At 64.7% G+C, this 21,002-nt stretch carries 15 protein-coding genes; 11 read left to right on the top strand and 4 right to left on the bottom strand.

Annotation, left to right across the window (positions count from 1 at the left end; translation table 11 throughout):
* Positions 1–59 precede the first annotated feature (59 nt).
* Positions 60–1,640, bottom strand: a complete 1,581-nt coding sequence (gene hutH / locus ACXR2W_RS04160; protein ID WP_458815111.1) for a histidine ammonia-lyase — start codon at positions 1,638–1,640, stop codon at positions 60–62.
* A 121-nt stretch (positions 1,641–1,761) separates the two neighbouring features.
* Here hutH and ACXR2W_RS04155 point away from each other — a divergent pair, with 121 nt between their 5' ends.
* Positions 1,762–2,760, top strand: a complete 999-nt coding sequence (locus ACXR2W_RS04155; protein WP_458815109.1) for an agmatinase family protein — start codon at positions 1,762–1,764, stop codon at positions 2,758–2,760.
* Positions 2,761–2,941: 181 nt separating this feature from the next.
* Entirely contained in the window at positions 2,942–4,363 is a 1,422-nt protein-coding gene (locus ACXR2W_RS04150; RefSeq protein WP_458815107.1) for an amino acid permease, read from the top strand.
* A 111-nt stretch (positions 4,364–4,474) separates the two neighbouring features.
* Here ACXR2W_RS04150 and ACXR2W_RS04145 read toward each other — a convergent pair whose 3' ends face one another.
* Positions 4,475–5,182 carry a uracil-DNA glycosylase gene (locus tag ACXR2W_RS04145; protein WP_458815105.1) on the bottom strand — a complete coding sequence of 236 codons (708 nt, stop codon included), beginning with the start codon at positions 5,180–5,182 and terminating at the stop codon, positions 4,475–4,477.
* A gap of 201 nt (positions 5,183–5,383) precedes the next feature.
* Between ACXR2W_RS04145 and ACXR2W_RS04140 the strand changes: the two genes are divergently transcribed.
* The 8 genes from ACXR2W_RS04140 to ACXR2W_RS04105 all read left to right on the top strand — a co-directional run bounded on the left by ACXR2W_RS04140 (position 5,384) and on the right by ACXR2W_RS04105 (position 14,512).
* Positions 5,384–6,712 (top strand): bifunctional o-acetylhomoserine/o-acetylserine sulfhydrylase, encoded by a 1,329-nt coding sequence (locus tag ACXR2W_RS04140; RefSeq protein WP_458815103.1) that lies wholly within the window; start codon positions 5,384–5,386, stop codon positions 6,710–6,712.
* A 151-nt stretch (positions 6,713–6,863) separates the two neighbouring features.
* Positions 6,864–8,069, top strand: coding sequence for a homoserine O-acetyltransferase MetX (gene metX / locus ACXR2W_RS04135; protein ID WP_458815101.1), 1,206 nt, complete (start codon positions 6,864–6,866; stop codon positions 8,067–8,069).
* A gap of 114 nt (positions 8,070–8,183) precedes the next feature.
* On the top strand, positions 8,184–9,257 hold the full coding sequence (locus tag ACXR2W_RS04130; protein ID WP_458815099.1) for a hypothetical protein: 1,074 nt from the start codon (positions 8,184–8,186) through the stop codon (positions 9,255–9,257).
* A gap of 107 nt (positions 9,258–9,364) precedes the next feature.
* Positions 9,365–10,414 carry a hypothetical protein gene (locus ACXR2W_RS04125; protein ID WP_458815097.1) on the top strand — a complete coding sequence of 350 codons (1,050 nt, stop codon included), beginning with the start codon at positions 9,365–9,367 and terminating at the stop codon, positions 10,412–10,414.
* A gap of 5 nt (positions 10,415–10,419) precedes the next feature.
* A complete protein-coding gene (locus ACXR2W_RS04120) occupies positions 10,420–11,895 on the top strand; it encodes an efflux RND transporter periplasmic adaptor subunit (RefSeq protein ID WP_458815095.1) in 1,476 nt (491 codons plus the stop codon).
* Positions 11,892–12,605, top strand: a complete 714-nt coding sequence (locus tag ACXR2W_RS04115) for an ABC transporter ATP-binding protein (RefSeq protein WP_458815093.1) — start codon at positions 11,892–11,894, stop codon at positions 12,603–12,605. The genes ACXR2W_RS04120 and ACXR2W_RS04115 overlap by 4 nt, the downstream gene beginning before the upstream one ends.
* A complete protein-coding gene (locus ACXR2W_RS04110) occupies positions 12,602–13,819 on the top strand; it encodes an ABC transporter permease (protein ID WP_458815091.1) in 1,218 nt (405 codons plus the stop codon). The genes ACXR2W_RS04115 and ACXR2W_RS04110 overlap by 4 nt, the downstream gene beginning before the upstream one ends.
* A 126-nt stretch (positions 13,820–13,945) precedes the next feature.
* Positions 13,946–14,512, top strand: a complete 567-nt coding sequence (locus ACXR2W_RS04105) for a hypothetical protein (RefSeq protein WP_458815089.1) — start codon at positions 13,946–13,948, stop codon at positions 14,510–14,512.
* Between the two features lies 1 nt (position 14,513).
* Here ACXR2W_RS04105 and ACXR2W_RS04100 read toward each other — a convergent pair whose 3' ends face one another.
* Both ACXR2W_RS04100 and ACXR2W_RS04095 read right to left on the bottom strand, forming a co-directional pair.
* Positions 14,514–15,560 carry a hemolysin family protein gene (locus ACXR2W_RS04100; protein WP_458815087.1) on the bottom strand — a complete coding sequence of 349 codons (1,047 nt, stop codon included), beginning with the start codon at positions 15,558–15,560 and terminating at the stop codon, positions 14,514–14,516.
* Positions 15,557–16,936: a hemolysin family protein gene (locus ACXR2W_RS04095; protein WP_458815085.1), complete on the bottom strand. Its 1,380-nt coding sequence runs from the start codon at positions 16,934–16,936 to the stop codon at positions 15,557–15,559. The genes ACXR2W_RS04100 and ACXR2W_RS04095 overlap by 4 nt, the downstream gene beginning before the upstream one ends.
* Before the next feature lie 252 nt (positions 16,937–17,188).
* Between ACXR2W_RS04095 and ACXR2W_RS04090 the strand changes: the two genes are divergently transcribed.
* Positions 17,189–20,902, top strand: coding sequence for a multifunctional oxoglutarate decarboxylase/oxoglutarate dehydrogenase thiamine pyrophosphate-binding subunit/dihydrolipoyllysine-residue succinyltransferase subunit (locus ACXR2W_RS04090; RefSeq protein ID WP_458815083.1), 3,714 nt, complete (start codon positions 17,189–17,191; stop codon positions 20,900–20,902).
* Positions 20,903–21,002: the final 100 nt, after the last annotated feature.

Genomic DNA, 21,002 nt, shown 5'->3' with positions numbered 1-21,002 from the left:
CGGGATAAGAGGTGAGCCCGGGCCTACTGCTTAGCGTCGCGGGTACGCGAGCGTCGTGCCTAAGCGAGCTTTGCGCCGAGCGCAGCTTCGACGCTCGCACGCACCGCCCCGCTCACGACGAACTCGTGCGCCGCCGTGATGGTGGGCGACAGGAACGAGTCGGTGTCGGGGGCCGCGATGCGCGTGCGAAACAGCTCGTGCACCGCGAGCGTTGCGGGCGACGGCTGATGCTCGGCTGCGTCTTGCGCCTGCGCCCGAAAATCGAGCGAGCGAGTCGACGTGAGCAGCTCGATAGCGAGCACACGTGAGAGCCCGTCGATCGCGCGGCGTAGCTTGCGCCCGGCATGCCAACCCATCGACACGTGGTCCTCTTGCATCGCCGACGACGGGATCGAATCGACCGAGGCTGGCGCGGCGAGTCGCTTGAGCTCGCTCACGATACCGGCGGCAGTGTACTGCGCGATCATGAGCCCTGAGTCGAGCCCCGCGTCTGCGGCGAGAAACGGCGGCAGCCCGTGGTTGCGCGCGACATCGAGAAAGCGGTCGGTGCGGCGCTCGCTAATCGAGGCGAGGTCGGCGACGGCCACGGCGAGAAAGTCGAGCACATAGGCGACGGGCGCGCCGTGAAAGTTGCCGTTCGATTCGACCCGGCCATCGGCGAGCACGACCGGGTTATCGATGGCTGACGCGAGTTCGTACCCCGCTACGGTCGCAGCGTGGGCGGCGGTGTCGCGGGCGGCGCCGTGCACCTGCGGTGCGCAGCGGAGCGAGTAGGCGTCTTGTACACGCGTGAACTCGCCCTCGCGGGGGCGCTGAATCAGATGCGAGCCCTCGAGCACGGCGCGCATGTTGGCGGCGGCGGCAGCCTGGCCCGGGTGCGGGCGCAGCGCGTGCAGGTCGGCGGCGAAGACCGCGTCGGTGCCGGTGAGCCCTTCGACGGAGGCGGCGGCGGCCACATCAGCGACGGCGAAGAGCTCGGCGAGATCTGCCAGCGCCAGGCACAGCATGCCCAACATGCCGTCGGTGCCGTTGATGAGAGCGAGACCCTCTTTCTCTGCGAGCACGAGCGGGGTGATGCCCGCGGCGGCGAGCGCGTCTGCTGCGTCGGTCGGGGCCGCATCGGCCGCCGCCCCGGCGAGCCGCACCTGCCCCTCACCCATGAGCGTGAGTGCACAGTGGGCCAGTGGGCTCAGGTCGCCCGAGCAGCCGAGCGAACCGTACTCGTGCACAACAGGGGTGATGCCGGCGTTGATGATCGCCGCGTAGGTCTCAACCACGGCCGGGCGCACACCCGTGCGGCCGGTGGCAAGCGTTGCGAGGCGAAGTAGCATAAGGGCACGCACAACCTCCCGTTCGACCTCGGCACCCGTGCCTGCGGCGTGCGACCTGATGAGGCTGCGCTGCAGCTGCTGCCGCTTTTCTACGGGAATCTGCACCTTAGCGAGGGCCCCAAACCCGGTCGAGATACCGTAGTGCGGCTGCGAGTCGTTTGCGAGATCTTCGACGATCTGGCGGCTGGTGGCAACACGCTCGAGCGCCGCACTCGATACAGCGATGGGGGCGTCGTGGCGTGCGACGGCGACGACGTCGGCGATGGTGAGGGGTGCGTCACCGAGGGTGACGGTGGCATATGCGTTCATGCTTCGATCACACCGCACCTGCGCGCCGGGTGGTACCCCGCCACACACTCCCCTGTCTGGGATCCCAGATGATTGGTCAAGCGGGGCGCGCGAGGGGCACCGTCTTTGTTACGGTCGAAGCATGATCCACGACACAGGGTTTCGCAACGAAGAGCCCCGCAACGAAGCGCACGTCACCTCTAACCTGTCGGTAGACCCGGCCTGGCCCCGCACAGGCGAGTGGGGGCCGCTGCCCGCAGACGACACGCACATCGATCTCGCACTCGTGGGGATTCCCACCTCGCTCACATCGCTCTCACCCACGAATGCCCACGAGACACCCGCCGCGGTGCGCGAGGCCCTGCGTCGCTACTCGAGCCACGTCGTCGCCCCGGGGTTTCCCGGCCGACGCCGCCGCGAGAACGAGATTGTGCTCGACGAGGCGCTCACCATCGTCGACGCCGGCGACGTCTCAAACCCCGACTCTGAGGCGGGCGAAGCTGCCGCTCGCGAACTGGTCGCGACGCTGTCGCAGCGCGCCGAGCTGGTTGTCGCGCTCGGCGGCGACAACTCGCTCACCGTGCCGGCCGCGCTCGGCGTCTGCGGTGCAGACCTCGAGAACGCAGGCCTCATTACGCTCGACGCCCACCACGATCTACGCGACGGCCGCTCGAACGGCTCCCCCGTGCGCAGGCTCATCGAGGCCGGGCTCAACCCGCGCCGCATCGTGCAGATCGGCATCGCCGACTTCGCAAACTCAGCCGAGTACCGCCGCCGCGCCAAGGAATACGGCATCACGGTCATTCACCGCGACGAACTACACACGCGCACCATGCACGAGGTTGTCGAAGAAGCGCTACACATTGCAGGCTCAGGCGGCGGCCCACTGCACGTCGACCTCGACGTCGATGTGTGCGATCGCTCGGTGGCCCCCGGCTGCCCCGCATCAATTCCCGGTGGTATTCAGGCGCACGAGCTGCGGCTCGCGGCAAGGCTCCTCGCCACCGACCCGCGGGTGCGCGGCATCGATATCGCCGAGGTCGATGCGACAGCCGACACGAGCGACCAGCGCACCGTGCGCCTTGCTGCGCTCTGCGTGCTTGAGGCCGCTGCCGGCCTCGCTACCCGGCTCGGCAAGTAACCGCGGCGAGCCTCGCTACCCGGCTCGGGCGGCACTAGCCCGGATCAGGCCGCCCGCGAGACGCCCGCAAGCCACGCACGGCCAGCACGCGAGTCGCGGGCGGCACCCTCGATTGCGTCTCACGGAGCCGCCCGGGTTAGAGTGTTTCGGTGCGGGAGACCCCGCCGAGAGGGAACACACCATGAATTCGACGGACGGCTCGCCCGCCGCAGCACCGCACGCCGCCGCACCGCAGCAGACCGCGCTCAAGCGGGGGCTTTCGGCCCGCCACATCAGGTTCATGGCGCTCGGGTCAGCGATCGGCACGGGCCTCTTCATGGGGTCGGCGGGCGCGATTCAGACCGCTGGGCCCTCGGTGCTGCTCGCGTACATCATTGGCGGCGCGGCGGTCTTTATGGTGATGCGCGCACTCGGCGAGCTGGCCGTGCGCAACCCCGTCTCGGGCTCGTTCTCTGCCTACGCCTCGAAGTACATTGGCCCGTTCTCGGGCTTTCTGGTGGGCTGGACGTACACGTTCGAGATGTTCGTCGTCGCGCTCGCAGACGTCACCGCGTTTGGCATCTACATGGGGTTCTGGTTTCCAGACGTCGACCGCTGGATCTGGGTGCTCGCAGCCGTGTTCTTTATCGCGGCGCTCAACCTGATTAGCGTGAAGGCGTTTGGCGAGCTCGAATTCTGGTTCTCGCTCATCAAGATCTCGGCGATCGTGCTCATGATCGCGGGCGGCATCGCCGTCATCGTGTTTGGTTTCGGTACGCAAAGCGCGGGCGCGGCGGGCCTCTCAAACCTGTTTAACCACGGCGGGTTCATGCCCAACGGCGTGTGGGGATTCGTCGCCTCGTTCACAATCGTCATGTTTGCGTTCGGCGGCATCGAGGTGATCGGCATCACCGCCGGCGAAGCCAAAGACCCCGGCCGCGTGATTCCGCGCGCGATCAACTCGGTGCCGCTGCGCATTCTGTTGTTCTACGTACTCACGCTGGGCGTCATCATGTGTCTGCAACCGTGGAACGCGATCGACGGCAACTCGAGCCCCTTCGTGTCGGTGTTCGACGCGCTCGGCATTCCCGCCGCCGCCCACGTGCTCAACTTCGTGATCATCACGGCCGCTCTGTCTGCCATCAACGCCGACATCTTCGGCGCGGGCCGCATGCTGCACGGCCTCGCGCTCAAGGGGCAGGCCCCTCGTTCGTTCACGCGCACGAGCCGCGGCGGCGTGCCCTATATGCCGGTCGTGGCGATGGTCGCTGCGCTGCTCGTCGGCGTCGTAATCAACGCGCTATTTCCGGATCAAGTTTTCTTCTTAATCGCCGCGCTCGCGACGTTCGCGACCGTGCTGGTGTGGCTTGTCATCTTGATCGCCCACGTGCGCATGAAACGCGAGGTGGCTCGCGCCGGGCTCGCGCCGAGCGCGTTCCCTGTGCCCTGGTGGCCTGCCGCGTCGTACATCACGATCGCGTTCGTGATCGTGGTGCTCGCACTCATCGCGATCGTGCCCGACACCCGCCCGGCGATCTACGTGGGCGCCGGTTGGGTCGTTCTCATTGCCGCCTGCTACTGGTTCTTCGTGCGTGGACGTAAACCGGCAGACCTCACCCCGTAACCGCGCCACAGAAGGGACACTCCGTACGCTTTATAAGCCTCTGAACCGTACGGAGGTTCCCATCTGTTGCGGCCGCTTGGTGTTGCAACCGGGTAATCCGTTGGATTGAGCTCAGCCCAGGCGCCAATCAATCGGAGGGGCGCCCTGCGCCACCAGCTCGGCGTTCGCGCGGCTAAACGGTTTCGACCCAAAGAACCCGCGCCTAGCCGACAGCGGCGACGGGTGCGCACTCTCAATCACGGGCACACCGGCGAGGCGGGGCGCGAGCGCCCGCGCGTCGTTGCCCCACAAAATTGCGACGAGCGGCCCGCCACGTGCTGCGAGCGCGGCGATCGCGCAGTCGGTAACGCGCTCCCACCCCTTACGTCGGTGTGACCCCGCCTCCCCCGTCCTCACCGTCAACACGCGGTTGAGCAGCAGCACTCCCTGCGCGGCCCAAGAGCTCAGGTCGGGGTGAGTGGCAGGCGAGGCCCCGAGATCGTCGTGCAGCTCGCGATACATGTTGACGAGGCTACGCGGTAGCGGACGTACGTCGCGGGCCGCCGAGAACGCGTACCCCATCGCGTGACCGGGGGTGGGGTACGGGTCTTGCCCGACGACGAGCACACGAGCCAGCGCGAGCGGCCGCTCGAACGCCCGCAAGACGCACTCGGCGGGCGGCAGCACCTCGTGGCCCGCCGCCCGCTCTGCGTCGACGAATGCGAGCACCGTGTCGAGGTCGTCCGCCACCGGGCGAAGCGCATCGGCCCAGTCTGGGGCAATACGGCCCGCGGCCTGGAGCCTCTCAAGCGCCGCGAGGCCATGATCCGGATCAGTCATGAACATATTCTGCCTGAAACCGGTGGCAGATCAGCCCGTGACGCCACGAAACGAGCGACCCCTGTGGCGCATCTGCGGTAGGTTACGCCTCGTGTCAGCAAACATTGCCACGCATGCATCCATTTCGTAGTCTCTTGGCAGCACCCTCGCGAACTCCGTCGCGGCGGCACCCTCTACTTCCACTCACCGAGGAGTTTCACGATGACTGATAACACCGCTTGGGGCTTTGAGACCCAGCAGATTCACGCCGGCCAGGTCGCAGACCCGACCACGGGCTCGCGTGCGCTGCCGATTCACCAGACGACCGCGTTTGTGTTTGAAGACACTGCGCAGGCAGCGGGCCGCTTCGCACTCACCGAGTTTGGGCCCATCTACACGCGCCTCAACAACCCGACGCAAGACGTTGCTGAGCAGCGTATCGCCGCGCTCGAGGGGGGCACGGCAGCCCTGCTGCTCGCGAGCGGCCAGTCAGCTTCGACGTTTGCGGTGCTCAACATTGCGGGCGCGGGCGACCACATTGTGTCATCGTCATCGATCTACGGCGGTACCTACAACCTCTTCAAGTACACGCTCGCGAAGCTCGGCATTGAGGTCACGTTCGTGGAGGATCAAGACGATCCCGCCGCATGGCAGCGCGCCGTTCGCCCCAACACGAAGCTGTTCTTCGCCGAGAGCATCGCAAACCCGCGCTCGAACGTGCTCGATATTCGCGCCGTCGCAGACGTGGCTCACGAAAACGGCCTGCCCCTCATCGTTGACAACACCGTTGCGAGCCCCTACCTGGTGCGCCCCATCGAGCATGGCGCAGACATCGTGCTGCACTCGGCCACCAAGTTCTTGGGCGGCCACGGCACAACCATGGGCGGCGTCATCGTCGACGGCGGCAAGTTTGCCTGGTCAGAGCACGTCGACCGGTTCCCCGGTCTCACCGAGCCCGACGAGTCATACAACGGCGTGAGCTACACCGGCGCGGTGGGTGACGGCATCGCTTACATCATCAAGGCGCGCGTGCAGCTGCTGCGCGACCTCGGCGCATCGATCGCCCCCATCAACGTGTGGCTACTGCTGCAGGGTATCGAGACCCTGTCACTGCGCATGGAGCGCCACGTGCAGAACACGCAAGAAATCGCTGAGTGGCTCGACGGCCATCCCGACGTTGCCACCGTGTACTACTCGGGTCTGCCGACGAGCCCGTGGTACGCCGCCGCGAACAAGTATGCCCCGAAGGGCGTAGGCGCTGTCGTCTCGTTCGAGCTCAAGGGCGGCGTCGAAGCCGGCCGCGCGGCCGTTGAGAACGTTGAGCTGTTCAGCCACGTCGCCAACATCGGCGACGTGCGCAGCCTCATCATTCACCCCGCTTCGACCACACACTCGCAGCTCACCCCCGAGCAGCAGCTCACCGCCGGCGTCACCCCGGGGCTCGTGCGACTCTCGGTGGGCCTCGAGCACATCGATGACATCAAGGCCGACCTCGAGAAGGGCTTCGCCGCCGCACGCAAGGTTGTCGCCGAGGCCAACGCCAACGCATAACCTCGCGCCGCAGATCGCCCCGAACGCGCCTTCGCTCCGCTGCGAAGGCGCGTTTGGGGCATATCGCGTCATACCCCTGGCGTGTACTCGCGCACGCGCACACGCACGCACGCTCCGCACCACGCACGCAGACCCGGCAGAATGGATCATCATGGACTGGCAGACCCCCGAGGACTCGTTTCCCACCGACTTCATCACTGACGCCCAGCTGCGCGCCCTCATGGGCCGACCCCCCATCTCGGGCGGGTGGCGCGACGGCGACCCGGTGGGCCAGCGGCAGTTCGCTGCGATCGGCTCACTCACGACCGAGGCGGGCGAAGAGCTACCCAACGTGCGCATCGCGTACGAAACCTTCGGCGAGCTCAACGACGCACGCGACAACGCGATTCTCGTGTTCCACGCGCTCACGGGCGACAGCCACCTGATGGGGCCCGCGGGCCCCGGCCACCCCACCGACGGCTGGTGGTCTGAGATCGTCGGCCCGGGCCGCCCACTCGACACCGAAAAATACTGCGTCGTGGCCCCCAATGTGCTCGGTGGCTGCCAGGGCTCGACAGGCCCCGGATCCCTCGACCCCGAGCATCGCGAGTGGGGTGGCCGGTTTCCGTTCCTCACTATTCGTGACCAGGTGGCTGCGGCCGCACGTTTCGCAGACGCCCTCGGCATTGATCGGTTTCACACCGTCATCGGTGGCTCAATGGGCGGCATGCACGCGCTCGAGTGGGCCCTCACTCAGCCCGGCCGCGCCGGGCGGCTCGCCGTCATCGCGGCGCCTCCCGTAACGACCGCCGACCAGATCGGCTTGAACCTCGTGCAGCTCGAAGCAATACGTAGCGACCCTGCCTACCACGGTGGCGACTACTACGACGCCCCTGACGGGGTGGGTCCGCACCACGGCCTCGCTACCGCGCGCAGGCTCGCGCTGCTCAACTACCGCTCGAACACTGAGCTCGACGAGCGTTTTGGTCGTGCCTGGCAGTCGGCGGTAAGCCCGCTCGGCAGTGGCGGCCGCTTCGCTGTCGAGTCATATCTCGATTTTCACGGCAACAAGTTCACACGCCGATTCGACGCCAACAGCTACCTGACCCTCGTGCAGGCCATGAACTCGCACGATGTGGGCCGCGGCCGCGGCGGCGTGCGCGCAGCGCTGTCGACACTCGAGCTCCCCACACTGGTACTCGGCATTCCAAGCGACCGCCTGTTCACGCTCGACGGCCAGGACGAGATCGCGCATCACACCCCCGGCAGCCTCGACGGGCCCCAAGCCACACGCATCGATTCACCGTTTGGGCACGATGCGTTTCTCATCGAGTTTGAACGCGTCGGTACAGAGCTCTTGCGCCTGCTGAACAGCTGAGACCGTACCTCGTCAGGCCTGCCGCGGTGGCATCGCCAGTCCGCTACAGTTGTGTTGAAGCTTGCAGAATTCGACCGCTTCAACACGTACTCGGCTTACACGGAAGAGAGCCCGATGTCTGGCTTTTCAAGCGCGACGCGCCCCGCACGTTTACTGTTGCCCGCCGCGCTCGCGGCCACAGCGCTCCTGCTTACGGCGTGCAGCGGTGACACACCTGCACCCACCAGTTATGACGAGAGCCCTCTTGCCACCTACACCAACGGACTCTGGGACGGCGAAGAGCTCACACAAGAGCAGATCGTGAAGCAGCAGACTGAGCATGAGGAGCTCATTGCGCAGTGCATGACGAACGAAGGGTTTGAGTACACACCTGTCATCAACACGGGTGTCGAAACTAACGCTGAAAGCGAAGTCGAAGCGCCCGACTGGGGCACAGACGAGTTTGTCAAACAATACGGCTACGGTATCGCCGACAACCCCTTCGTTCAGGTGATGGCGGAGCGCCCTGAACCCGAGGAGTTCGTCGACCCGAATACCGCCTACGTCGATTCGCTCTCCGACACCGAACGTGCCGCATACTGGGAAGCGCTCACTGGCCCAGAGCTCACCGACGAAGAGTTGGCCGCGCTCGAAGAAGGAGACGGCAACGCCGAGGCGGGGTACGACTGGAAAACCTCGGGCTGCGACGGTTTCGCGCGGCATGAAACGGGCCAAGATTATGACCCGTATGTGGCCGCAAGCGAAGATCCGCAGTATGCCGACCTCTTCACCCAGATGCAAACAATTTGGGCCGGTGTCTACGACGATGAGAAGCCGCATGAAGACGTCGCGGAGCTCAACCGCACCTGGGCTGAGTGCATGACTGAGGCGGGGCAAGAAGACTACGCCTCACCAAATGTCGCCTTACAGGCACTCGAAGCCGAGTACCGCAGCATTGAACGGCCAGCGACAGCAGACGGCCGATACCAGGGGCCACTCAAGGCAGACAAAGAGAAGTTTCAGGAACGCGAGTTCGAAGTGTCTCTCGCTGACGCCGAGTGCAAGAAAGCCGTCAAATACAACGACTCGCTCACACAGATCTTGTTTGCGCTTGAGCAAGAATTCGTCGACGAGCACAAGACGATGCTCGATGCCATGGTCGCCCAGTACGGCAGCGAGAGTGCTGCGCGTGGCAGCGCAGACGGCTAAGCCGTGTGGCTACGCAACCAGGGCGTGTCAGCTACTACAGTTGTACCCATTCACCGACAAGCGCTGCCGCATCGAAGCGCTAGCGGCCCCAAACGAACGAGAGCCTGATGCCTAAGATTTCACGCGTTACGCGCCCCGTGCGTCTCATACTTCCTGCCGCGCTTGCCGCCGCAGCACTCATGCTTACCGCTTGCAGCGGCGCTGACTCAAACAAAACCGAGCCGGGCCAGGGCCCGCTGTCGAAATACACGAACGCCCTATGGGACGGCGAAGAGATTACACAGGAGCAGCTCGATAAGCAGAACATCGAGGAACAAGATCTGATCGCTGCCTGCATGGCGAAAGAGGGGTTCGAGTACACCCCTGACACCAATAATGGCGGCACAGTTTACTCGCCTGATGAAGAGCCTGAAGGCCCAGAGTGGGGCACCGAGGAATTCGCAAAGCAATACGGCTACGGCATCATCGATTCACCGTGGATGGGCTCTGAAGAGACCATGTCAGAAGAAGAGTGGGTCGATCCCAATGCCGACTATGTGAACTCACTCAGCGAATCTGAGCAAACCGCGTACTACGAGGCGCTCAGCGGCCCTTCACCCACCGAGGAAGAAATGGCCGCGATGGAGGACGAAGACTACCAGTACGAGTACAACTGGGAGACCTCCGGCTGCTACGGCGCAGCCCAGCACGAATTACAGCAAGACACCGACCCGTATCAGGCCGCGAGCGAAGACCCCCAATTCGCCGACATGTTTAAAGCGATGGAAGAGATGTGGAACACGCTCTACGACGAGCAGAATCCAAACGAAGACATCGCAAAGCTGAACCGCACCTGGGCCGACTGCATGGCTGAGGCTGGCCTCAGCGAGTTCACGAGCCCCAACGCTGCCCAGCAGACGCTCTATGACGAGCTAAACGCTATGTCAATGATCGGCGATGACGGCGAGTACAAGGAACCCAGCAAAGAAGAGAACAAGAAGTTCCAGGAGCGCGAAATCGAAGTCGCACTCGCAGATACAAAGTGCAAGAAGAAATCTAACTACGATGACGCTCAGATGAAGATCATGTTCGACGCTGAACAGAAGTTTGTCGACGAGCACAAGGCCACCCTTGAGGCGATGGTCGCCCAGTACGGCGTCAAGAGCAAGAAGGACTAGATCCTGTGACAGAGGACTCCAGCGAAACTCCTGAGACGTCTGACACGTCTGACACGGTTGAGGCTCCCGACAGGCCCACACCCGAGCGTCGCGGCTGGTCTGGCACCAGGCTTGTCACGCTCGTCGCCTCGGTTGCGGTCGCATCGCTCCTGGTCGGTATCGCCGCGATGCAGTTCATCGTCTCCCCCGCCGAGTTAGCCGCGAAGTCGAAGCCTCCCGAGCCCGGCCCCATCACTACTCCTGTTGAGCTCCGCACGATCGAGAACACGGTCGTCTCGCGAGGCGAAGTGACCTACGCCGACGCAGTCGATGTGACGATCGACACCGCCGGGGGTGACGATCGCCCCGTGATCACGGGCCACGTACCAACGGTGGGCACCGAGTTCAACACCGGCAACATTGCGCTCGAGGTCGCCGGGCGTCCCGTGATCGTGATGCCGGGCGGGCTGCCGGCCTACCGATCGCTCTCAATCGGCATGCGCGGCCCAGACGTCACGCAGCTTAAGACCGCGCTCGCGGGCATGGGGTATGCGTCGGGCGATACCAGCAATGACACCTTTGAGTGGGACACCGCCGCAGGCCTCGGCGCACTCTACGAACAAATCGGTTACTCAGCTGCCACCGGTGGCGAGGCCGCCCAAGACGCGCTGCGCGCCGCCGAGCGTGCCGTGCGCGATGCAAACGTGAGTATCGCTCAAGCACAGGCGAACCTCGAGCAGGCGCGCGCAGACAAATCGTCTTCCCTCATCGGCGAACAGGCCGAGGTGCATTCTGCATACACGCTGCTCGAAGACGCACAGAACGAGCTCGCCCAAGCGCAACAGGCCGCTCAGCCGACGCTACCCTCAAGTGAGGTGCTCTTCCTTGAGAGTCTGCCCCGTCGCGTTGATGCTGTGTCAGTCGAGCGCGGCGACATCCTCTCGGGCAGCCCGATGAGTGTGTCGGGCGCGCAGCTCACCATCATCGGCACCGTATCGAAGCAAGATGCAGAGCTGCTCACAGACGGTACCGAAGCGTTTTTTCCTGGCCCGGGCGGCGACGAGCTGACCGCGACAGTACAGAAAATCGTCACGCCCAAGAAGAAGGGCGGCCAGGGCGATGAGGGGGGCGAAGGGCAGGGATCCGGCGGTGCTGGAAGTTCAAGCGGTTCGGGCACTGACAGCAGCGCACGCTACGAGGTACATCTCACACCACAAACGCTTACGCCTGAGCAGATTGAGGCCGTGCGCGGCACAAACGTGCGACTGCGGATTCCCGTCGCGTCAACCGAGGGCGAGGTGCTGTCGGTTCCCATCGCGGCTCTGTCTGCCGGTTCGGGCGGCGAAGACCGCGTCGAATTGCTCGTCGACCTCAAAAGCGGCCCCGACGCCGTCACCGAGCTCGTGAACGTCAAGGCCGGTCTCGCCGCCGACGGGTTCGTCGAGGTCACGAGCGGCGACGCCCGCATCAAACCCGGCGCAAAGGTTGTGGTCGGCAAGTGAGCGAGCTCGACGATCCCATCGGCGACGCTACGAATGCGGGGCCGATCGTGTCGCTCGACGATGTGACCCGGTATTTTCCAGGTCCCCCCGCGGTCAACGCGCTGCGCGGCATTGACCTCACGATCGAACGCGGCGACTACCTCGCGATCGTGGGCCCGTCGGGCTCGGGCAAGTCAACGATGCTCAACACCCTCGGCCTGCTCGACCGTCCAAGCACGGGCACGTTTTTGTTCGAGGGCGTCGACGTCGGTGCGCTCAGCGAAGACGACCGGGCGGCGCTGCGCGCTACCGCCATCGGCTTCGTATTTCAATCGTTCCACCTCATGCCGACCCGCAGCGTGCTCGAGAATGTGATGCTCGCCGGAACATACGAGGGTGTACCGCGCGACGAGCGAGAACGTCGCGCGCGGCAGGCCCTCGCGCGCGTGGGACTCGCCCACCGCGTCGATTTTTCGCCCAAGCATCTCTCGGGCGGTGAGCGCCAGCGCGTCGCGATAGCTCGCGCCGTGAGCGGGTCCCCCAGGCTCCTGCTCGCCGACGAACCGACAGGCAACCTCGATCGCAAGAACTCCGATTCCATCATGGAGCTCTTCGCCCAGCTCGGCGAAGACGGCCTCACGATCGTCATGATCACCCACGACGAGTCGGTTGCGGCGGCCGCCCGCCGCCGCGTGCGCATGCACGACGGTACACTCACGGAGTTGGCATGACGCGGCACCGGATCACTCCGCGCGACCTCATTCGCGAGGCCTTCGAGGGGATAGGCGCGCGGCCCTCACGTCTGCTGATCACCATGATTGGCACGGTGCTCGGCATTGCCGCGCTCGTCGCCACGATCGGATTTGCGCAGACGGCAGCCGGGCAGATCGCGCAGCAGTTTGACGCGCTCGCGGCAACGCGCGTGACCGTTGAACCGGGCTCGACCAACGGCGCTGGTGGTAAAGAACGAGCCACCGCGCGCATACCTTGGGACTCAGTCGAACGCGTGTCGACGCTTGCGGGGGTTGAGCACTCGGCGCTGTATGCGCAGGTGCCCGGCAGCCTCGCCGTCACGGCGGTGCGCGTGCAAGACCCGTCGGCGGCGGCGCAGGCCGCACCACCCATCGTGGCGGCGTCCCCTGAACTACTGAGCGTCGTTGACGGCCGGGTCCAGACCGGTCGATTCTTTGACGACGGCCATAACCAGCGCGCCGACCGCGTCGTCGTACTCGGCAAGGAGGCGGCGAAGCGACTCGGCATCAACCGTGTCACCGGCTCTCCCGCGATTTTCATCGACGAGCGCGCTTACACCGTGATTGGCATCATCGACAAGGTGGGTACGCGCTCGGGTTTGCTCGATGCTGTCATAGTGCCCGTGGACACGGCCCGCACAGAGCTCGGTCTCACTCGCCCAGACAGTCTCGACATACGCATCGCGATCGGTGCCGGATCAGTCGTCGCACGTCAAGCTCCCATCGCACTCAACCCCAATGACCCAGAAGGGTTCAAGGTGCTGGCGCCGAAGTCGGGCAATGACCTGCAGGCAGGCGTTGAGGCAGACGTCAACGTGCTCTTTTTAGCCGTCGGTATCGTGGCACTGCTCGCGGGCGGTATTGGCATTGCTAACGTGACACTGCTGTCGGTGTCAGAGCGGCGCGGCGAAATTGGGCTGCGCCGTGCACTCGGGGCGCGCACGAGAGACATTGCCCGGCAGTTTATGCTCGAGTCCCTCACGAGCGGGGTGCTCGGCGGGCTCATGGGTGTCGTCGTCGGCATCTTCGCAATACTAGGCGTGTGCCTCGTACAGCAGTGGACTCCGGTCATCGCACCGTGGGCGGCACCCCTCGGTGTGGGCGTCGGCGCACTCGTCGGCCTCGCCGCTGGCACATACCCGGCGCTCAAAGCCGCGCGCATCGAACCTGTCGATGCCCTACGCGACGCATGACGCCACGCCTGAGGGCGCTCACACCGATCATTCGGATCCCTCCCACCTTGCCCGTCTAGGCTCGAACGCGGCAGGGTGGGATCGACACGAAAGGGCCCCAGGGTGAGTCTCAAACTACAACACCGCATGGGTCAAACCGCACAAGCGATCTTGCTGGCGGGGGTCGCGCTCTCGTGTGGCCTTACGGGCTGCACACAGGCGATTGACACGTCAGCGCACGCAACCAGGCTGAGCGCGGCACAAGACTCAGATGTGCTGGCGCCGCCGTCTGAGCGCATCTATGAGGCGACCGATATCGAGATCTCCTCTGCGCAGTCATCGCCGAGCATCGCGCTGCCAGCAGCGATCAGCCCTTCTGGCTACTTCGTTGTGGGTGACGGGGTCATCACCGACGCCTGGTTTGAAACCAGGTTCGGCGGCGAGCTCGGCGACCATGCCACCGCTTCCTTTCAACTCACCGAGCCCACCGTGCTGCGACGTGTACAGAGCAAAGACGGGTCGCTCACCGCTGTGGGCACGCTCACCTACGGCGGAGTTGAACGCCCCGACACCTCCGTGCAGTTCAACGTCATTTCACTCGACGACGAGGGTGCCGAACTCGCGGTCACCGTACAGGCACCGGTCAGTGTGCTCGCAATCGACAACGAGCACACTGAAGTTGCGGCCCGCATCACGTTCGACGTGCGTGACTAACTCACTCGAAGCGGTTGCGTTTCGTGGCGTCGTGCACCTCTCCCACGAGCAGCTCGATGACGTCCTCGAGAAACACGACGCCGAGCTCTTGCCCCTGCGCGTCATGAATGCGAGCGAGGTGAATCCCCCGCGCCTGCATGCGTGACAGCACATCTTCGAGCTCGGTGTCAGCATGCATCGAGAGCATCTCGCGCACACGCTTGCCCGGAATCGGTTCGCAGACCCGATGGTCGCCCAGTCGCACGAGGTCTTTAATGTGCACGTAGCCGCGCAGCCCTCCGGCCTCATCGGCGAGCAAGTAGCGCGAGAACCCGTGACGAGCCACCGCGGCTTCAACATCGGCGGGTGTCGACCCTGCGGGCAGCACCACCAGTTTGCCCTGCGGCACGAGCAGGTCGCTCGCCCGCTTCGTCGTAAATTCGAACGCCGCGGTCAGCGCACCACTACGATCCTCGAGCACCCCTTCGCGCGTCGAGTGGCTCACGATACTCGCCACTTCCTCGAGCGTAAACGTGCTGTTGGTCTCAGACTTCGGTTCTACGCCAAACAGCCGCAGCACCCCGTTCGCGGTGGCGTTCAGCGCCGCGATAACATGCCGCAGCACACGCGAGACTGCCACGAGCGGTGGGGCGAGGAGCAGCACGGCCTGATCCGGCATCGAGAATGCCGCGTTCTTCGGCACCATCTCGCCAAACACGACATGCAGGTACGACACGAGCAGCAGCGTGATCACGAACGCAGCGATCGACACGGCCTCGACTGATAGGCCCGTCCATGACAGTGGGCCGACCAACAGGTGGTGAATCGCGGGCTCAGACACGTTCAGAATCATGAGCGAGCAGACGGTGATCCCCAGCTGGCTCGTCGCCAACATGAGGGTCGCGTGCTCCATCGCGTAGAGCGCAGTCTTGGCGCGCTTCGAGCCGGCCTCGGCCTTGGGCTCGATCTGCGAGCGCCTCGCCGAGATCACCGCGAACTCGGCGCCCACGAAGAACGCGTTCGCGATCAGCAGCACGACAAGCCACATGATGCCCATCCAGTCGCTCATGAGCCCTCCCCTCGCGCTGCTTCGTCAGTGTCGCCAGTGTCGTCAGTGTCGTCTGTGTCGTTCGCGGGAGGGCGATTCGGCAGCGGGTCACTCGTGAACTTGAGCCGCGAGATCCGGCGCCCCTCGAGGCGTTCGACCCGCAGCGTGCCGCCGCCCGCGAGGCGCACTTCGTCGCCCACCTCGGGCATGCGGCCCAGCTCGCTCAGCACGAAACCAGCCACCGTGTCGTATTCATCGCCCTCGGGCACGTCGATTCCCGTCTGCTCAGCGAGCTCATCGGGGCGCAGGTCTGCCGGAAACGTCATCTGCTCGGCCGTACCCAAGACCCCCGCCGCGGCACGATCGTGCTCGTCGGCGACCTCACCCACGATCTCCTCGACCAGGTCTTCGAGCGTCACAATGCCCGCTGTACCGCCATACTCATCGACCACGATCGCCAGCTGAAATCCCTGGCCTCGCAGGTCCTCAAGCAGCTGATCGAGCCGGATCGTCTCGGGGACGCGCAACGCATCCTCTGCAAGAGCGGCCACCGGCACGTCGGCGCGTTTCGCACGCGGCACTGCCACGGCCTGCTTCACATGCACGACCCCCACGACGTCGTCGCGGTCGTCGTCGATCACGGGAAACCGCGAGAACCCGGTGCGGCCTGAGAGTTCAAGGACGTCACCGGCGGTTTGTAGGCGCTGCAGGCTCTCGATCTTGAGCCGGGGTGTCATGACGTCGGCCGCGGTGAGCTCAGCAAAGCGCAGTGTGCGCCCGAGCAGCGTTGCCGTGTCTTCTTCGAGGAGCCCAGCGCTCGCCGAATGCCGCACGAGCGACGAAAGCTCTTCTGCCGAACGCGCGCCCGAGATTTCCTCTTTGGGCTCGATGCCGATGCTGCGCAAGATACCGTTCGCGCTCCCGTTGAGGGCGAGCACCGCAGGCTTGAACGCGGTCGTAAATGCCGCCTGCGCGGGCATCACAAACCGCGCCGTGGGCAGGGGTTTTGCCAGCGCGAAGTTCTTGGGCACCAGCTCGCCCGCGATCATCGAGATCACCGTGGCAAGCGCGACCGCGATGGGTGCACTGATCGTACGACGCAGCTCGGCGGGCACTCCGAGAGCGCCCAGCGGCGCGTCGAGGAACGAGCTGATTGACGGCTCGAGCGTGTAACCCGCGAGAAGCGTGGTGAGCGTGATACCCAGTTGCGCACTCGATAGGTGCGTCGAGGTGCGAGAGAGACCGCGAATCACGCGGTCGAGGCCGCGCTCGCCGCCCGCTCGTCGACGCTCAAGGTCTTGCCGGTCGAGCGCGACCAGCGAGAACTCCGCTGCCACGAAGATGCCCGTGCCCGCGGTGAGAATTAATCCTACGGCGAGGAGTAGCCAATCGCTCACGCGATGCCCCCCTCGGGCGAGTGATTATGAGTGTGGTGCCGCGCGAGTGCGCGGCAGGTACTCGGGGGGTCGGAGCTTCTTCGAGAGTCTCGGTCCATAGCGCAGACAACTTTATCATTTCTCTCTGACGATTCGGCCCAGCGTTTTGCTTCACGTCAAACAAAAAAGGCGTAGGCTTGACGTGTACGGCTGTGGCGCCGAGACCCGGGGCTACATCTTGCTGTGAGAATCACAAAATGAGAGGACGTCGCTTTGGCGGAGCGCACGGAGACCACCGCAGAGGCTGGTCCCGCAGGAGATTTTGGCGCAAATGCGTGGCTGGTCGACGACATGTGGAAGAAGTTCCAGGTCGACAAGAATTCGGTTGACCAGTCGTGGTGGCCGGTGCTTGAGCGTTACGGTGCAGCCCAGGCTGCTGCCCAGCGCAGCACGCCCGGTGCACCCGCGACAGCGTCGATCCCGGTGACCACCCCCATCACTACCCCCGCACAGCCGGCGCGCACCACAAACGCCGCGCCGCGTGTGGCACCGATTCCGGCCGATGCGCCGCGCGCGAAAGACACCGCGCGCTCAGCAATGTCGGCCAAGGAGTCGACAGAGTCAGAACCGCAAGACGTTGTGACGCCGCTGCGCGGCATGGCACGCACACTGTCCAAGAACATGGACATGAGCATTCAGGTGCCCACCGCGACCAGCGTGCGCACGATTCCCGCGAAGCTGATGATCGATAACCGTATCGTGATCAACAACAACCTGCGCCGCAGTCGCGGCGGCAAGGTGTCGTTTACGCACCTCATCGGGTGGGCACTCATTCAGTCACTGAAGGAGTTTCCCAGCCAGAACGTCATGTATGCCGAGGTCGACGGTAAGCCGTCGGTCGTCGCCCCCGCCCACGTGGGTCTCGGCATCGCGATCGATATCCCCAAGCCCGACGGCACGCGCGCCCTCATGGTCCCCGCGATTAAGCGCGCCGAGACGCTCGACTTCAACGAGTTTCTAGCCGCGTACGAAGACCTCGTGAAGCGTGCCCGCGCAGGCAAGCTCACCGCCGACGACTTCGCGGGCGCCACCGTGTCGCTCACGAACCCCGGTGGCATTGGCACGGTGCACTCGGTGCCCCGCCTCATGCAGGGGCAGGGCTGCATCATCGGTGCGGGTGCGCTCGAGTACCCGGCAGAGTTTCAGGGCGCTTCGCCCGAGACGCTCACCGACCTGGGCATTTCGAAAACGATCACGCTCACCAGCACCTATGATCACCGTGTCATTCAGGGTGCGGGCTCTGGCGAGTTTTTGAAGATGGTGCACCAGCGCCTCATCGGTGGCTACAACTTCTACGAAGACATCTTTGCCGCGCTGCGCATCCCGTACAAGCCCGTGCAGTGGGCCTCTGATATTCACGTTGACGTGTCGGGCGCGATCGACAAGTCGGCACGCGTGCAAGACCTGATCAACTCGTTCCGCGTGCGCGGTCACCTGATGGCCGACACCGATCCGCTCGAGTACGTGCAGCGCACACACCCCGACCTCGAGATCGAGTCTCACGGGCTTACCTTCTGGGACCTCGACCGCGAGTTCGTGACGGGTGGCATTGGTGGCAAGCGCTCCATGCTCCTGCGCGACATTCTCGGTGTGCTGCGTGATTCGTACTGCCGCAAGATCGGCATCGAGTACATGCACATCCAGGATCCGGCTCAGCGCCTGTGGCTGCGTGCGCAGCTCGAGGTTCCCTACGCAAAGCCGAGCCGTGATGAGCAGATGCGCATTCTGTCGAAGCTCAACGAGGCCGAAGCATTTGAGACGTTCCTGCAGACGAAGTACGTGGGCCAGAAGCGCTTCAGCCTCGAGGGTGGCGAGTCGGTTATTCCGCTGCTCGACGCGATGCTCATCGACGCCGCTGAAGACGGGGTCGACAGCGTTGACGTCGGCATGGCCCACCGTGGTCGCCTCAACGTGCTCTCGAACATTGCGGGCAAGACGTACGGCCAGATCTTCCGCGAGTTTGAGGGCGCCCAAACGGCGAACAAGGGCGGTTCGGGCGATGTGAAGTACCACCTCGGTACGTCGGGTGTGTTCACCGCACCCAACGGCACGCAGGTGCCCATTCACCTCGCGGCGAACCCCTCACACCTCGAGACCGTCAACGGTGTACTCGAGGGTATTGTGCGCGCGAAGCAAGACCTGAAGCCAATCGGCTCATTCACTACTCTGCCGATTTTGATTCACGGCGACGCTGCGATGGCCGGCCAGGGTGTCGTGTACGAGACGCTGCAGATGTCGCAGCTGCGCGGCTACCGCACCGGTGGCACGATTCACATCATCATCAACAACCAGGTGGGCTTCACGACGCTGCCCACCGACTCGCGCTCGGCGATCTACGCCTCAGACGTGGGCAAGGTTGTGCAGTCACCCATCTTCCACGTGAACGGTGACGACCCCGAGTCGGTTGTGCGCGTCGCGAAGCTCGCGTACGAGTTCCGTCAGCGGTTCCACGTCGATGTGATCATCGACCTGATCTGCTACCGCCGTCGCGGCCACAACGAGGGCGACGACCCGTCGATGACGCAGCCCCTCATGACCGATCTGATTGAGGCGAAGCGTTCGACCCGTCGTCTCTACACGAGCGCGCTCGTGGGCCGTGGCGATCTCACTGAAGAAGAGTACGAGAACACCAAGAAGGACTTCCACGACCGTCTCGAACTCGCGTTCCAAGAGACGCATGCGGCTCAGACCGGATCGATCCCGATCATCGATCAGAGCGGCATCGCAGAGGTGGGCGAGGTGGGCGGCCCCGGCCCGGCTCCCCTTGAAACCGCGGTTGACCGCAGCGTAGTCGAGCGCGTGGGCGATGCGCACCAGAACAAGCCCGAGGGTTTCACGGTGCACCGCAAGCTGCAGCAGCTGCTCGACAAGCGCACCCACATGAGCCGCGAGGGCGGCATTGACTGGGGCTTTGGTGAGCTGCTCGCGCTCGGTTCGCTACTCATGGAGGGCACGGCCGTGCGCTTCGCGGGGCAAGACGCGCGGCGCGGCACGTTCGCGCAGCGTCACGCCGTGTTCCACGACCGCGCGAACGGTCAGGAGTGGATCCCGCTGCTGAACCTCGCCGAGGAGCAGGCACGGTTCTGGATCTACGACTCGCTGCTGTCTGAGTACGCGGCCCTCGCGTACGAGTATGGATACTCGCTGCAGCGCGAAGATGCCCTCGTGCTATGGGAGGCACAGTTCGGTGACTTTGCGAACACCGCGCAGGCCGTCATCGACGAGTACGTTGCAGCCGCTGAGCAGAAGTGGGGCCAGCAGTCCTCTGTCGTCATGCTGCTGCCGCACGGTTACGAGGGCCAGGGCCCTGACCACTCGTCGGCCCGCATCGAGCGTTACCTGCAGCTGTGCGCCGAAGACAACATGATTGTCGCGCAGCCGTCAACGCCCGCGAGCTACTTCCACCTGCTGCGCCGCCAGGCGTACGCGCGGCCGCGCAAGCCGCTCGTTGTCTTCACGCCGAAGTCGATGCTGCGCCTGCGCGGTGCGACCTCGAACGTCGAAGACTTCACGACCGGCACCTTCCAGCCCGTGATCGACGACCGCGTGGTCACCGAGCACTCAGCGGTGGAGCGCGTGCTGCTCGTATCGGGCAAGGTCTACTACGATCTGCGCAACGCTCTTGATAAGAACCCCGACCCGCGCATCGCGATCGTGCGTGTCGAGCAGTACTACCCGGTACCGGGGGCACAGCTCGTGCGCACCCTCGCACCGTACACGAACGCAAGTCTCGTGTGGGTGCAAGAGGAGCCCGAGAACCAGGGTGCGTGGCCGTTCATTTCGCTCGAGCTGTCAAAGCACCTGGCGAACGATCGCATTTCGCTCGTATCGCGGGCGGCTTCGGCCGCTCCGTCGACCGGATCAGCGAAGGTTCACGCGGCCGAGCAAGAGGAGCTCATCAAGCGCGCGCTGAACTTCGACGCGTAGTTCAGTTACCGACCAGCAGGGGGCTGCTTCACCGATTCTTCGTCGGTGAAGCAGCCCCCTGCGGCGTTTCATCAGGAACATGCTGGGCTTCGCACCTCCC

The sequence above is a fragment of the Leucobacter faecis genome (genome assembly GCF_054456695.2).
Note: the sequence above shows the minus strand (reverse complement) of the source record. Positions and strands in the feature narration are given on the sequence as shown.